Here is a 14,585-nt window from a genome sequence, read left to right as displayed (position 1 = left end):
TTTTTTAGAATATATTTATCTTGAATTTCGATACATAAAAAAAGGCGTACCCATTTACTAAATGGATACACCTTATATATATTTTTAAAATTGAAATAGCATATTAACGAATACTACGAGTATGACAGCAGGTACTATGATTAACATTAACATCCTGTAAATCGCATAATACCCCTGCCCCATCTGGCTTCCCATTAGCAGTTCTCTTTTCACAAATTCCTTATCCACTACATATGCAATAAAAATCGCAATGAACAAGTTCCCCAATGGCAGCATTAAGTTTGATACTAAAAAGTCAGTTGCATCAAAAATATTCTTTCCAAAAATCGATACATCCGCTAGCAGGCTAGAGGAAAGGGATGCTGGGATGGCCGCAAGAAAGACGACTACACCAAGACATGAAGTCCATACCAGACGAGACTTCTGACTATTTTCCATAAATGCCGCAACAATAATTTCGTATAAACTAAATGAGGACGTTAATGTGGCAAATAAGAATAATAATAAAAACATCGCTAAAAATACTTCCCCAAATGGCATTTGGCTAAACGCTGTCGGTAGTACCATAAATAACAAACCCGGCCCAGCTGCCGGCTCTAAATCAAAAGCAAAAACAACCGGGAAAATAGCTAGTCCAGCTAAAAATGAAACAAGTACCGTTAGCATAACGACAGAGCCCGCTGAATTCGGTAAACTCACATCTTTTTTGAGGTAGGAACTATATGTAACAAGACAAGAAAATCCAACGGCTAACCCAAAGAATGATTGTCCTAAAGCTTCTAATAAGGCTTTTCCGGTAATATTTGAAAAATCAGGCCATAAAAAGAATTTTACCCCTTCCATGGCGCCATCTAATGTGACAGCACGTATCACTAGGACAATGAACATAATAAAGAGCAATGGCATCATCCATTTATTCGCCTTTTCAATACCATTTTGGACACCTAACGAAATAACAAGTACGTTTGCTAATGTAAACAAAGCCAAACCTACAATTGTAATCCAAGGTGTACCAATTATCTTTCCAAATAGTTCTCCAGGATCAATAGCCGGATCAATGACAGCACCCGCTACGCCTAGCCCACTATAAATAAAAATCCAGCCACCGACAACGCTATAAAATGTTAGTAATAAAAAACATCCGAGAACACCCATGCGACCAATCCATGCCCATCCCTTTTTCATAGGAACAATTTTTTTATAGGCAGTGATTGCCTCTGACTGTGTACCTCGTCCTAAAATATATTCAGATAATAGCATCGGGAGCCCAATTAACAATGTAAACAATACAAAGATTAAGAAAAATGCGCCTCCGCCACTTTGTCCGGTTACATACGGGAGCTTCCAAATCGCTCCTAGTCCAATTGCAGCACCTGCTGATGCTAAAATAAATCCTAACTTACTAGACCACTGTCCTTTTTTTCCGCTCATCTCTTCAAACTCCTCAAACTTTCTAAACTCTTCTCTAATTTTACATGAAAATATAGCTTTCGACTAGGTATTACTAAAAAAGAACTAGTTATACTTGGACAACCCATTACCTTTTTCTATTTTTTCTACATTTCGCCATAAAAAAGCCTCGAGTTCATCCCTCGAGGCTTAGTGCAATTTATTTTGTTATATACATAGAACGCTGGCGGTCAATCCATTTACGCATTGTCGTAAATAATAACGCCATAATACCCGTTAATAAAATCCCTTTGACAATATTAAATGGTAAAATACCAGCGATAATCATTTTATAAAGTGAGTCACCTACAACAGGCTCCATTCCTAAGAAGTAAGTGTACATTGGTAAAAATACAGCATAGTTTAAAACACTCATTCCTACTGCCATCACAACTGTTCCCATTGCTAAACCTCCAACAAGACCAGCGATTGTTTTAAAGCGATTAAAAATAAAGCTTACTGGCAAGATGAATAAAATACCTGTTACAAAATTGGCCATATGCCCTACCGGAACGCCTGTTGGAGTGCCTGAGAAAATCCAATCCAACACATTTTTAAACAATTCTACTAAAATACCAGCTACAGGTCCCATTGTGATTGCTGCAAGCAAGGCAGGCATATCACTGAAGTCCACTTCCAAAAATGCTGGGAATGGCGGAATTGGGAAATTAAAAAGCATTAATAAAAATGAAATACTGCTCAGCATGCCAATCGTAATATACGATTGAAGTTTGACATTTTTCTTCATAGAAAACTCTCTCCTCTTTGCTGATTCAATCTCGCAAGAAGAAAGGTGACGATCTTTCAATTGTTTCATGAAAAAACCCTTATGCGTTTAATAAAGCATAAGGGAGAAAGGCATAACGAATAAGCGTCCTCATCAACTAATTTTTGAGCACAGTTTAATAAAACATACAAAAAAAGCGCTCGGTCATAGTTCATTTCATGACAATGAATGACGATCGTACCTTCATCTTCTCCCATCCAGACTTTAACTGTCGGCCTTGGAATTTCACCAAGTCAGCCATGCGAAAATTCGCACAGGTCGCGGGCTGAAGAGTTTAACATAAATCAAGCGAGCTAATGAATATATTCACTAGCGATTTATGACTCTATTACCGCCGGTCGGGATTTTCACCCTGCCCCGAAGATGAATCATATTATTTTATTCTACAGCTTTACTATAATGAATTACGAAGTAAAAGTAAATAGTTCTGCTCAAAAAATCCGATTAAATTGCTATGTTTTATAAATAGAAAAGGCACTCCCGCCATACAGGAATGCCTCTCTTGTTTTTTTCTTCCTTCGACTATGGTAAAAATTGTTTATTTGGTCCCACTGGCTTTGGTAAATAACCCTTTAAATCAAAGCCTTCCCAGCCTTCTTGCACAACATTATCTAAAAGGAGCTGTTGATTAAAGCTAGCAGCAGTTAACATCATGGCCTCAATTAATTGAGTAGCTCGTATTGGTTCCATAGATGTTAAATCAAGCGGAATATCAAAAGTAACAACGACACCTTCCGCTTGTTCAGTGACTGTGTATGTTACATTTTCAGGCACTACGGATGTATAGACATCATCATTTTTATTTTTCATCAGTGTAAGTGCCTCTGTGACTGTCTCAAAAGATTGACGGAAATCTGGTGATAAATATTCTGCACCATTGGAATCATGGTACAAGTAATAATTATAGTGCTTTGCATTCGTTAAGGACATTCCTTGACTTGGCTCACCTTCTTGAGAAAACTCATACGGGGTTCCATCTTCATTTTGGATTTCCACTTCGGTGTATTCAGAGTCCGAGAATGTGTCTTCCATTGTGCCTTTATATTCATTTACTGCAGCAGAGGCAACATCATAGTCATTCCCCTTTGGCAAGACATGGATAAGCTTATCATCCTTTTCCTTCAGCTCACCTTTATAAGGATGATACTCTGTAAACCCTTTGGCCTCCTCGTCAATTTGAGGAGCATACTTTTCATATATCCGTAAGGTAGAAGGCTTCTCTTCTCCAAAATCCGTAGCCACACGTTCATTTGGAATCACATACGTCATAGGAACACTTTCCGCATCACGCCCTGCCAAACCAATACGGAATACGACAGCATCTTTTACATCCTCCTCATAGACAGATGTACGTAAAGATAAAATGCGCTCATGTTCCGCAACAATACTTTTGGAATCCAGCATTTCATCCTGCGTGGCCGCTTCCTTTGCTGCTGAATCCTCTTGCATCGTCGAAAACTGAGCCGTTTCAGGCATACTCGCTTGATCTTTTTGCTCACCTTGATTGTTCTTCAATATTGTACCAACTAGTATTGTTAGCACAAAGACTGCGGCTACACTCATATAAATCTGCATATTACGTACTTTTGATTTCGTCGCAGGCTTTTGAATGATAGCACCTTCCTGTTGAGATGGTTCATCTTCTATAGGTTCTTGCATAGCTTCTTGAAGGTGGATATTATCTTGCAAGCGAGCATCTGCCATTAACCGATTTAATATATCTTCTTTCGAACGGTGGTCAGAAAGCTTAGGGGCATTGTTCAGTACATGTTCAAGCTGCTCATCATCAAATGCCTTATGTGTCATTGCCGTTTCGCCTCCTGTTCTCTGATCGGCTGTAGGTGTTGCCTTAAAAATTTAATGGCTCGATGCTGGGTTGTTTTTACCTTCGCTTCTGTCCAATCAAGTATTTGCGCCGTTTCTGCAATCGATAAATCCTGGAAATAGCGCATAATAATGACCATTTTTTGATCGCCAGTACAGTTTTCTAATGCTGACTCTACTTGCATAAATTCATCACTGGCCTGTAGCATTTCCTCCGGTGATGGTGTGTTTGAATGGAGCTGTTCCGTTTCCCAGTCAAAGAAATCAAGCGAATGCTTCTGACGCACTGCTTGCTTTCTAAAATGATCAATCGCAACATTTTTGGCTATTGCAAAAAGCCATGTTTTCTCACTACTATTGCCTGCAAATTGATCGTATGAGCGCAATACTCTTACATAAACTTCATGCGCTAAATCTTCAGCAAGTGTACGGTTTTTTACTAGATAGATTAGAAACTGGAACACGTCTTGATGATAGGCATCGTATAGTCGATGGAACACGGAGTCATTCAATGCACTCCACCCCCGTTCTATATTATTTGTCGTCTTACATTCACAGAAGTTACAGTCAATTAATAACAAACCATGTTATTAATCGAACGGTAAATAAAATGTGAAGGTAGTACCTTCCTTAAGCACACTATCTACCATAATATTTCCTGAGTGTGCCTTTATAATATTTCGTGCAATGGCTAAGCCAAGTCCCGTACCACCCTTAGATCGAGTACGTGCCTTATCTGCTTTATAAAAGCGTTCAAAGACATAAGGTAAATCATCTTGAGGAATACCATGTCCTGTATCTTGAACAGAAATTTTAGCGAATGTTGGCTCCTGCTCCACTTTTACTGTGACAGATCCCTCTTCCGTATGTCTTAGTGCATTGTCGACTAAATTTGTGAGTACTTGCTCGATGCGATCCTCATCTATATTAATCATCGCATCGTCATTAAATTCACTATCAAATAGTAGACGAATATGCTTTTCTTTTGCAACCTGTGCAAATTTTTGGGTAATACGTTCGAATGTAGAATTAATTGGCAATTCATCTTTATAGAGTGTCATATGCCCTGATTCCATGCGTGCTAAATCTAATAAATCCGTGACAAGGCGACCCATTCGTTTGGATTCATCATAAATAATTTTTGTTATTTCATTACGTTCTTCCTGATCTTGAATAAAATCATCATCCATCAATGCTTCAGAATAGCCTTGAAGCATGGCGATTGGCGTCCGCAATTCATGAGAGACGTTCGCAATAAAATCGGATCGAAGTTTTTCTAAGCGGTGTTGTTCAGTCATATCACGAATAACAGCGACTGCACCACGAATGTTTTCTCCACTATAAAGAGGACTAATTGTAAACGTATAGTAATTACCATCCATTTCAATTTCCTCTTCTAGCTTATCCTCAAACATGAGTACATGATCCAGCATATGATACAGCTCTGGCGGTATTGGCTTCGCACTTTGTGAGCCTTTGTTTACAAACCATTTTTGCATCAGACGTTCCGCTGGTGGATTACTTAATAATATTGTACGGTCGCGATTAAATGTAATCACTGCATCTGTCATAGATGTCAAAATATTGGATAGCTGTTCATTCTCTTGATTGATGACCTCTAAATTATGCTTTAATTGACGACCCATTTGATTGAAAGCAACTGCAAGCTGTCCAATTTCATCATTTTGAGTCGTAGGCATTTTCGCTTCAAAATTCCCTTTTGCAATTTCAAATGCCAGCTCACGCATTTTTCTAAGTGGAGAAGTAATACGTGAAGACAAGAAGAACGCAAAAAATGTAGTCAAAACAAATGCTATGAAAGCTGCCAAAAAGACAATTTTCGTCGTTTCCTTGGACGTTTTATGTAGGGCATCGGGGCTTTGATAGATGAAAACTGCTCCATGTACAGCATTCTCTACATTTAATGGGAAACCAAGTACAACGTAAGATTCCATTTTCTCTTGATCTGTAGAGGAGGGCATCATCATTTCTTTAGTAATTGGTTCATCTGATTGAAAAACCTCACGGAAAGATTTATTTGCCAAAATAGTATCTTGAATTTCCTTTTTATTGAGTCCCTCTTGCATGGCAAAGGATACCTCTACATGGCTGATTGCGATTAGTGCGTTGGTGCCTTTAGGTAAAATATCTTTTAATAATTCCGAAGTCGATTCAGCTGTTTCATTGTCATCCACTATACTTGCCACAGTGGCAGCGGTTTGACGTAAAGATATTTCCGCTTGCTGCATATGGTAGTTTTGAAGAAATTCAAGCATTAATACCGTGAAAACAAATAATACAAATGAAACGAGAAGCAATATGGTTACCCATAGCTTCCCGACAACACTATTCCATATTCTATTCATTGACAACCTCAAATTTGTAACCAACGCCCCAAACCGTCACGATCATTTTAGCAGCGTTTTCAGAAACACGGTTGAGCTTTTCACGTAAACGTTTTACGTGTGTGTCAACTGTACGTAAATCACCAAAGAAATCGTAATGCCAAACCTCTTTTAGTAGTTGTTCACGGTCAAATACTTTGTCTGGCGATTTCGCTAAGAAGTAAAGTAATTCATACTCTTTTGGTGTTAAATTCACCTCAATGCCCTCTGCCGTTACACGGTGTGCATCATGATCGATCATCAAATGCTGGAACACCACTAAATCTTTTGAAGAGGATGCATTTGTCGTTGGTGAGAATGCCTGTGAACGACGTAAAATGGCCTTCACACGTAACACTACCTCACGAGGACTAAATGGTTTTACAATATAATCATCTGCTCCTAGCTCGAAGCCTTGAACACGATTAGCTTCCTCGCCTTTAGCAGTTAATAAAATAATAGGAGTTGCAGCGCGTTCACGAATTTCTGCACACACTTCTAGCCCATCTTTTTCAGGCATCATAATATCAAGTAAAATACAGTGATATTCTTTTTCTAAAGATTTTTCGATCGCTTGTTCACCATTTTCTGCCTCGTCAACAAGGTATCCTTCTCGCTCCAGATACATTTTTAATAAGCGGCGAATTCGATCCTCGTCATCTACTACTAATACTGAAATATTTTCTGACACTTTCACGATCCCTCTCTTCCAATCTTTCTCTAACTTCTATTGTACATGGTGTGACACATATTGAAAAGAAAAGAAAGCCTCTTCGCTAGAGCGAAAAGGCTTGTTGTTTCACAGGTTATGCGTAGGAGTGTAAACCTGCAAGAATTAAGTTAACAGCAATTAGGTTAAATAATATAATACCAAAACCAATTAATGCTAACCAAGCAGATTTTTGACCTTCCCAGCCTTTTGATAAACGTAAATGTAGGAATGCCGCATAGAATAACCATGTAATAAGAGCCCATACTTCCTTAGGATCCCATCCCCAGAAGCGACTCCAAGCAATTTGCGCCCAAATCATCGCAAAGATTAAAGCACCTAGGGAGAATACAGGGAAACCAATTAGCACTGAACGATAACCAATTTCATCAAGTAATTGTAAATTAACACGCTTCACAAGTGGTTGGAAAATAGCACTTATTCGACGACGTGCAATTAAGCGAATTAATAAATACAATACTGACCCTACTAATAATGACCAAAAGACAGTTGTTAATTTCTTCGCATTAATTAATGCTGGCATTTCTACTATTGGTGACATGCCATGCTCTTCAACCGCCTCATACTCATTCATACCGAAAACTGGTGGTAAATTGTAAATGATTTTACGCGTAGTTCCTTCTTTATCCACATAATTGTAGCTAGATTCATAATCCATTGCACTGAATGTAGATGTCACAGCGACAAACCCAACAACTACTACAAGACAGTACATAACGGCTTCTAACCAAAATCGTTGTTTAGAAGGCTTCGTTAAATCTACAACCTTTAATAAGTAAATAAGTCCAGCCACAGCACTGATCGCTAAAATAGATTGCCCTAATGCCGCTGTAATCACGTGAATTGTTAACCAATGGCTTTGTAATGAGGGCACTAATGGACTTACTTCTTTCGGGAACATTGAAGCATAAGCGATAATTAAAAGTGCTACTGGTAATGCTACCAATCCAAGTGCAGATAAACGATAAATAAAGTAAATTAAAATAAACGCACCAACAATGAACATACCAAAGGCAGTTGTAAATTCAAACATATTACTTACTGGCGCATGTCCAGTATAAATCCATCGTGTAATAAAGTAGGCAAGCTGTGATACAAATCCAATAATTGTTACCACAATGGCAAGCTTACCCCATTTACCAGTGTTTTTACCTGTAGCATTCGCTTGTTTAATGGAACCACCAAATAATAACGTCGCAACTAAATAAGCAATAAAAGCTACAAATAACAGGTTTCCACTTATGTCAATCAAACTCATAAGGTGTTGTCACCTTCCTTTTCTTTAATGCCACCATCAGTGGACTCTTCGTCAGCCTCTTCTTTCTCTAACTGATCTTTGTATGAAGGCAATGCAGCAAATGCTGTAACAGCATCTAAATCCTTTTTCATGCTGAACATATTTTTATTAACATGGGCAGCCATTAAAACACGGCCATCCGGCTCTACTTGAAGCCATAAACGACGGTGATTCCAGTAAGATCCAATTACGACACCAATCATAAAGATAACGCCACCAACAAATAAGATAGGAATTGTACTATCTTTACGAACCGTAATACCAGACATATCACGCATCTCTGCTGCAGCAAATTTCATTCTATATTGATTTTCCCCCAGCGGTTCTAGTGGTGGCTGCATAATTTCCACAAAGCTTACTTCGCCTTCTGGTGTTTCTGGCGTAGTCATTTTAAATAAAAATGCTGGATTATTTGGAATCGATGTTTTTGTTTGGGGTTCTCCATTTTCAAAGCCATCAAAATCTGGTGTATAAACTAGAATTTGCACGGAAGACCCATTACCTAAATCATATTCTTTTTTAGGATTTGTTAAATCAATTTCCACTTTACCAAGTGATTTTTCACTCGCCTTATTAATTAATTCAAAATTCATTTGCTTTAATTCATTCAGACGATAATCCATTTGATAAAGAGCATAGCCATCTTCTTTTAATGGGTGATTGACACGAATCGAATAATCTTTAACTTTTTCCAGATTTTCCGTATCACCCGGGATTGCATCTTTAGGCTGTTTGTAAAGCGTAATGTCAGTTTGGAAGTTTTTTGCAACCACATTAACATTTTGCTTTACTTGCTCTCCTTGGGGTTCATTATCATGAGTTTCTAAAATAAAATCTCTGTTTTCAATGAAATAACCGTCCATGCCAGTAATAGCACGTGTTTCTCCCTCGCGGACCCATATCGACTCATCCACATAGAAGCCTGGTACAAGACGTAACATAACCCCACTTATGAAGATAATGAGCCCAACATGGTTTATGTACGGACCGTAACGAGAAAAGCGACCTTTTTCAGCTAAGAGAGCGCTACCATCTCGACGGACAGAGTATCTCATTTCAGTCATCTTTTGAGCCACTTTATCAAGCGTTTCCTCAGCGTCAGCCGTTATTTGACCCTCACCAAAAATGCGTTGACGCTTCATAAAGCTTTCATGTCTTTTAACACGTTGATTCTTTAGAGATTTATAGAGCGGGATTCCTCGGTCCAGACTGGCTACAATAATTGACACAGCTAACATGCCAACTAAAATTTGGAACCACCATGAACTATATAAATCTGAGAGTCCTAGCGTGTAATAAATTTTACCGAACGTACCATATACGTCAGCGTAATAAGCTCCCTTCTCCATATCAGAGGCTTTTACGTAAAACTCTTGTGGTAGTAATGTTCCGATTGAAGCAGCAATTAATGTGATAATAATTAAAGATATACCCACTTTAACACTCGAGAAGAAATTCCAAATTTTGTCGACAATCGATTTATTATAAGTCTTAGAACGAATGGCAGTACCATCATAGCGCATATCGACAACTTTATTTTGCTTCTCTTCTTCCGTTAAAGGACGACCACATTTCTCACAGAGCTTCGTGCCGTAAGGGTTACTATGACCACAAGCACAAATGATTTTTTCCATCGTCATTTACTCCTTATTTCGGCTTCACTAATTCCATGTACGAAGCAATATTTGCATCTGTCATTTCACCAGTAATAATTTTTGCCACTTTTCCTTCTGGATCAATTAACACTGTAGCAGGTAATTGACCTACGTTATAAGCAGTCATAACACTTTTTGTTTTATCAATGACAACTGGGAAAGACAATTTATATCGATCAACAAAATTCTGAACTTCAAAATCTGTTTGAGCGATATTGACCGCTAAAGTTTGTACACCTTGATCTTTAAATATTTGATACTGTCTGTCCATCGCAGGCATTTCCTTTTCACACGGCTTACACCAAGTTCCCCAGAAATTTAAAAATACCCCTTGTCCTTTATAATCCGACAATTTATGTTTTTCACCGTTTAAATCTACTAACGTGAAGTCAGGTGCTTCTGAGCCAACTGCTACTAACTCTACTTTTTCCTTTGTTGCTGTTCCATATACCGTGTACCCGATTGCCAATGCTAATACTGCTAAAATGACAGTCCGTAGTACGAGACGCTTTTTCTTTTTCTCCAAGTTAATAAACCCCCTATCATTTACGACTTTGCGTAAACATTGTAGACATGAAGCTTTTACATTATAAAGACTTTAGCATAGAACTTTTTCATTTTATAAACGTCTTTACGTATGTACAAACATCTATGAAAATTGTACGTTAACGATGTACGAAGTTCTTCTGGCTAAAATGTAACTAGGTGTACTATTCTCACCTATTATAGCAAAATGATACAAAAACACTTAGCTATTAATTATGAATGATTTATGAACGATTTCACCAAAAAGAAAGTGAAAATAGTTTTTATTACCTTTTAAGGTACTATCACTTTCTTCTGGCAAATTATTTAATCCAGTTTCCCTGTCTCTGCTAACACGCGTAATTGCTTGACTTCGTGCTTCGACAATTCACGGAACTCACCTGGTGCAAGGCCAAATAAATCTAAAAAGGCAAATCGTTCACGTTTTAATTTGACAACAGGTGTACCAATTGCTTCAAACATACGTCGAACTTGGCGATTACGGCCTTCATGAATTGTAATTTCGCAAATTGCCTTGCCAGCTTTTTCGTCAAAGGACGTCATACTTACTTTGGCAGGTGCAGTTTTGCCATCCTCTAATTTAATACCACGTTGAAGCTTTTTCAGACCTTCAATTGTTGGAATACCTTTGACACGAGCGATATACGTTTTGTCAATTTTAAATTTCGGATGCGTCAACATATAGGAAAATTCTCCATCATTTGTTAATAGCAATAATCCAGATGTATCATAATCAAGACGACCAACTGGGAAAATACGTTGCGGAATATGATGAAATAAATCTGTGACAGTTTTGCGTCCTTTATCATCCGTCACGGCCGAAATTGTTCCGCGTGGTTTATACAGTAAGAAATAAACTTTATCTTCTTTTTCAAGCTTTACGCCTTCCACTTCAATTGTATCTGAGTTAGACACCTTTGTTCCTAATTCACGGATAACTTTACCGTTCACTTTAACTTTACCTTCTAGTATCAATTGCTCTGCTTTTCGCCTTGAAGCAATCCCCGCATAGGCAATGACTTTCTGTAATCTTTCCATTTCTTCACCTCTAGTTTTCTTTCACATTAACAATTTCGTCGAAAATCGATTTCTCGTTCAATTGAATAGGGTTAATTTTCCCGCTAATCTGTGAAAATTATGTCATACTTTAGCGTAATATTAAAGAAAAACAAATTTCACATTCATTGTTGGAGTATTCGTAATACTTTTTCATTAGCGCATTGAACACCATATTGATCAATATTAGAATAGAATTTTCCTTGCACCATGCTAGTAGTATACTCTTTTTACCAAAAAGCAAATCGTTTTAAAAAAATGTTTATATTTCCTGTTTGCACTCCGATGTAGTGGAAATTTTTGTAGAACAAAAAAATCAGCCAATCGTTTTTCAACGATCCGCTGATTCAACTTTTACTGGTATTGCATAAATACGTTCTTCGCCTAGAAAGATGGATAAGACAGCTTCCTGACGCTTTCTTGAAACATGTAAAACTTGCCGCACTTGCGCTTTTTCCTCTTTATTTAACTGCAGGCGAACTGGCTCTTCTAATCGAATAGCCAACTTTTTATTCACGTTGTATTTGCCCTTCTTCACCACTGTTTCAAGATCATAATCTGTCCACACTTGATTGGAAAAGCTTCGATGAACATTCCAATCATCCGATACATTTAACGTGACAACTATGCAGGTTTGCCCGTCCTTTTGAAAGGCTGTTGCAAGCGTACGACCAGCTACCTTTGTAAAACCTGTTTTACCTGCATAAGCAACGCCAGTAGCAGATTTTAAAGAACTCACAGGCTGCTCCGTCTCATCATCAATTTCCGCAGCCATTCCTGAGCCTTCTCTTAATAGTCGATGCTTATTTTCCCATAGCATGCCGTTCACCGTATTCGCTCGATAAAGAACCGTTGAAGCAATTTTTTCAAATGTTTTGTTTTGCAAGGCAACTCTTAGCATCTCGGCTGTATCCCTTGCAGAAGATAAGTGGTCTTCATGATGTAAGCCAGAGGGGTTCATAAAAACCGTATTGGTAAGACCCGCAATAACAGCTCTTTCATTCATTAATTTGACAAAGCCTTCTACAGAACCACCTACATGCTCTGCCAAAGCAGTCGCAGCATCATTGCCTGAACGCAGCATTAAACCATATAATAACGTTTCTACGGTCACCGTTTCGCCTGCCTGCAAATAAATGGAGCTCCCTTCAGCCATGGCAGCCTTAGGTGAAATGACAACTTCCTCTTGCAAATCACTATTTTCGATGGCCACTAGGGCCGTCCAAATCTTCGTTAAGCTAGCAATTGGTAGCCGTTCATTACTATTTGAACCTATTAATACGCGACCTGTATCTCCATCTAAAACCGCGTAGCCACTTCCACCTCTCGCAAAGCTTGTTTGCGGAAGTATTACCATTAACACAATGATCATCAACATTATTAATCGAAATAACCGAAGCAACGAGCCACTCCTTATTCAATATGATAGGAAAGTATAGATTTATATTTATGTTGGTCGTTATGCTTTATTCCTATACATTACTTTGCACCATTAAACGCTTCTTGGAATTTAGTCATAAATAAATCGGTTTCTTGTTCATTTTCTGCAAGCTCTTCCTCAGGCAGAGGTGGCATTTCCTCTACGCTGTTTAAACCAAAATAATGTAAAAATTCTTTAGTTGTTCCATATAGGATAGCACGTCCAGTTCCCTCTGAACGTCCTACCTCTTTAATCAACCCTCTAGACACTAAAGTCTGAATAGGTCTTTCGCATTTAACACCTCGTAAATCTTCTATAGCTACCCTAGTAATTGGCTGTTTGTAAGCTACAATTGCTAATACCTCAAGAGAGGCTTGGGATAATGATTGTGCAGTAGGGTTTTCTACTAATCTTTGAATAGTATCTGCTAAATCGGATTTTGTAATAAGCTGAAAAACGCCTGCCATTTCTTTCACAGTTATTCCTCTAGCTAAATCTTCATCATAGACTTTTCGCAAGGCATCCATTGCCTGTATAATAATCTCATCCTGTTCACCTAACAGCTGAGAAAGTTGTTTAATCGTTAAGCCATCATCTCCGACAACGAACAATAAGGCTTCAATTTTACTCTGTAACATCGATGTTTTCGTCATCTTCCCATTCCTCCTTCTGTAGGGTAACCATTAATTCTTCAAAGTTACCATCTTGCTCTACGATGACGACTTGACGTTTCATCAATTCAAGAAGGGATACAAACGTCAAAATAAGTGTCGGCTTATCTTCATAGGGAAAAAGCTCGAAAAATGATGCACGTCCACCTGTTGATCGTAAAGTATCTACAACCGAACGCATTTGATCCTTCACGGACCGTTCTTGCCTCGTTACTGTCGTTTTTAGAGGCTTCTTTAATTTTTTTCGACGCATCAATTTTTGAAATGCTCCAAGCATATCATAAATATTTACATTCAAATCAAACAAAGCCATTTGTTCATCTGAAGCTAAACCTGTTAAATCGGCTGGCGGCCTTGTAAATACTTGTGCTCGATCTGTTTCAAGCTCTTGCAGATTGCTAGCAGCTTCCTTGTATTTCTTATACTCGATTAATCGCTGCACCAGCTCCTCACGCGGGTCTGGGCCATCTACTTCCAATTCGGCATCCTCCATTTCACCCTCATGAATAGGTAATAGCATACGGCTTTTAATCGCCAGCAGTGTTGCGGCCATTACTAAATATTCACTTGCTTCATTTAATTCCAATACTTGCATGGCATGTATATGGTCGATATATTGTTGTGTGATTTCAGCCATTGGGATATCATAGATATCAATTTCCAACCTGTGAATTAAATGCAATAATAGATCAAGAGGCCCTGAAAAGGCATCTAATTTTACTTCATAAGACATTATTTTACCACCCTGAGATTCTATGTTCTTATA

13 protein-coding genes and 1 riboswitch are annotated in these 14,585 nt (G+C 38.2%); all 13 genes read right to left on the bottom strand.

Annotation, left to right across the window (positions count from 1 at the left end):
• Positions 1 to 84: 84 nt before the first annotated feature.
• Positions 85 to 1,431: a sodium-dependent transporter gene (locus tag MKY80_RS05920; protein WP_342532342.1), complete on the bottom strand. Its 1,347-nt coding sequence runs from the start codon at positions 1,429 to 1,431 to the stop codon at positions 85 to 87.
• A gap of 178 nt (positions 1,432 to 1,609) precedes the next feature.
• Complete coding sequence (locus MKY80_RS05915) at positions 1,610 to 2,197, bottom strand: ECF transporter S component (RefSeq protein ID WP_342532341.1); 588 nt, start codon at positions 2,195 to 2,197, stop codon at positions 1,610 to 1,612.
• A gap of 220 nt (positions 2,198 to 2,417) precedes the next feature.
• Positions 2,418 to 2,605, bottom strand: a riboswitch (FMN riboswitch).
• 153 nt (positions 2,606 to 2,758) lie between these two features.
• Positions 2,759 to 4,042, bottom strand: a complete 1,284-nt coding sequence (locus MKY80_RS05910; RefSeq protein ID WP_342532340.1) for an RNA polymerase subunit sigma — start codon at positions 4,040 to 4,042, stop codon at positions 2,759 to 2,761.
• A complete protein-coding gene (gene sigX, locus MKY80_RS05905) occupies positions 4,039 to 4,593 on the bottom strand; it encodes an RNA polymerase sigma factor SigX (protein WP_107921730.1) in 555 nt (184 codons plus the stop codon). The genes MKY80_RS05910 and sigX overlap by 4 nt, the downstream gene beginning before the upstream one ends.
• Before the next feature lie 57 nt (positions 4,594 to 4,650).
• A complete protein-coding gene (locus MKY80_RS05900) occupies positions 4,651 to 6,426 on the bottom strand; it encodes an ATP-binding protein (protein WP_342532339.1) in 1,776 nt (591 codons plus the stop codon).
• Positions 6,419 to 7,135 carry a response regulator transcription factor gene (locus tag MKY80_RS05895; RefSeq protein ID WP_004232215.1) on the bottom strand — a complete coding sequence of 239 codons (717 nt, stop codon included), beginning with the start codon at positions 7,133 to 7,135 and terminating at the stop codon, positions 6,419 to 6,421. The genes MKY80_RS05900 and MKY80_RS05895 overlap by 8 nt, the downstream gene beginning before the upstream one ends.
• A 115-nt stretch (positions 7,136 to 7,250) precedes the next feature.
• Positions 7,251 to 8,432 (bottom strand): c-type cytochrome biogenesis protein CcsB, encoded by a 1,182-nt coding sequence (gene ccsB / locus MKY80_RS05890; RefSeq protein WP_008174608.1) that lies wholly within the window; start codon positions 8,430 to 8,432, stop codon positions 7,251 to 7,253.
• The gene (locus MKY80_RS05885) at positions 8,429 to 10,105 is read right to left on the bottom strand and encodes a cytochrome c biogenesis protein ResB (RefSeq protein ID WP_043989778.1); all 1,677 of its coding nucleotides are present in this window, start codon (positions 10,103 to 10,105) and stop codon (positions 8,429 to 8,431) included. Before MKY80_RS05885 ends, ccsB begins: the two co-directional genes overlap by 4 nt.
• A 13-nt stretch (positions 10,106 to 10,118) precedes the next feature.
• Positions 10,119 to 10,652, bottom strand: a complete 534-nt coding sequence (gene resA, locus MKY80_RS05880) for a thiol-disulfide oxidoreductase ResA (protein ID WP_008174612.1) — start codon at positions 10,650 to 10,652, stop codon at positions 10,119 to 10,121.
• A gap of 326 nt (positions 10,653 to 10,978) precedes the next feature.
• A complete protein-coding gene (locus MKY80_RS05875; RefSeq protein ID WP_008174614.1) occupies positions 10,979 to 11,710 on the bottom strand; it encodes a pseudouridine synthase in 732 nt (243 codons plus the stop codon).
• Positions 11,711 to 12,059: 349 nt separating this feature from the next.
• Positions 12,060 to 13,106 (bottom strand): serine hydrolase, encoded by a 1,047-nt coding sequence (locus tag MKY80_RS05870; RefSeq protein ID WP_008174615.1) that lies wholly within the window; start codon positions 13,104 to 13,106, stop codon positions 12,060 to 12,062.
• A 101-nt stretch (positions 13,107 to 13,207) separates the two neighbouring features.
• The gene (gene scpB / locus MKY80_RS05865; protein ID WP_043989780.1) at positions 13,208 to 13,801 is read right to left on the bottom strand and encodes an SMC-Scp complex subunit ScpB; all 594 of its coding nucleotides are present in this window, start codon (positions 13,799 to 13,801) and stop codon (positions 13,208 to 13,210) included.
• Entirely contained in the window at positions 13,773 to 14,552 is a 780-nt protein-coding gene (locus tag MKY80_RS05860; protein ID WP_008174619.1) for a segregation/condensation protein A, read from the bottom strand. The genes scpB and MKY80_RS05860 overlap by 29 nt, the downstream gene beginning before the upstream one ends.
• Positions 14,553 to 14,585 lie beyond the last annotated feature (33 nt).

The sequence above is a fragment of the Lysinibacillus sp. FSL R5-0849 genome (assembly GCF_038595075.1).
Taxonomy (GTDB): domain Bacteria; phylum Bacillota; class Bacilli; order Bacillales_A; family Planococcaceae; genus Lysinibacillus; species Lysinibacillus fusiformis.
Note: the sequence above shows the minus strand (reverse complement) of the source record. Positions and strands in the feature narration are given on the sequence as shown.

Bases quoted from the DNA above. Each gene is read 5' to 3' on its own strand.
- MKY80_RS05915 (WP_342532341.1), bottom strand. From the start codon at position 2,197: ATGAAGAAAAATGTCAAACTTCAATCGTATATTACGATTGGCATGCTG.
- MKY80_RS05860 (WP_008174619.1), bottom strand. From the start codon at position 14,552: ATGTCTTATGAAGTAAAATTAGATGCCTTTTCAGGGCCTCTTGATCTA.
- MKY80_RS05910 (WP_342532340.1), bottom strand. From the start codon at position 4,042: ATGACACATAAGGCATTTGATGATGAGCAGCTTGAACATGTACTGAAC.
- MKY80_RS05900 (WP_342532339.1), bottom strand. From the start codon at position 6,426: ATGAATAGAATATGGAATAGTGTTGTCGGGAAGCTATGGGTAACCATA.
- MKY80_RS05885 (WP_043989778.1), bottom strand. From the start codon at position 10,105: ATGGAAAAAATCATTTGTGCTTGTGGTCATAGTAACCCTTACGGCACG.
- MKY80_RS05870 (WP_008174615.1), bottom strand. From the start codon at position 13,106: ATGTTGATGATCATTGTGTTAATGGTAATACTTCCGCAAACAAGCTTT.
- MKY80_RS05920 (WP_342532342.1), bottom strand. From the start codon at position 1,431: ATGAGCGGAAAAAAAGGACAGTGGTCTAGTAAGTTAGGATTTATTTTA.
- ccsB (WP_008174608.1), bottom strand. From the start codon at position 8,432: ATGAGTTTGATTGACATAAGTGGAAACCTGTTATTTGTAGCTTTTATT.
- MKY80_RS05875 (WP_008174614.1), bottom strand. From the start codon at position 11,710: ATGGAAAGATTACAGAAAGTCATTGCCTATGCGGGGATTGCTTCAAGG.
- scpB (WP_043989780.1), bottom strand. From the start codon at position 13,801: ATGACGAAAACATCGATGTTACAGAGTAAAATTGAAGCCTTATTGTTC.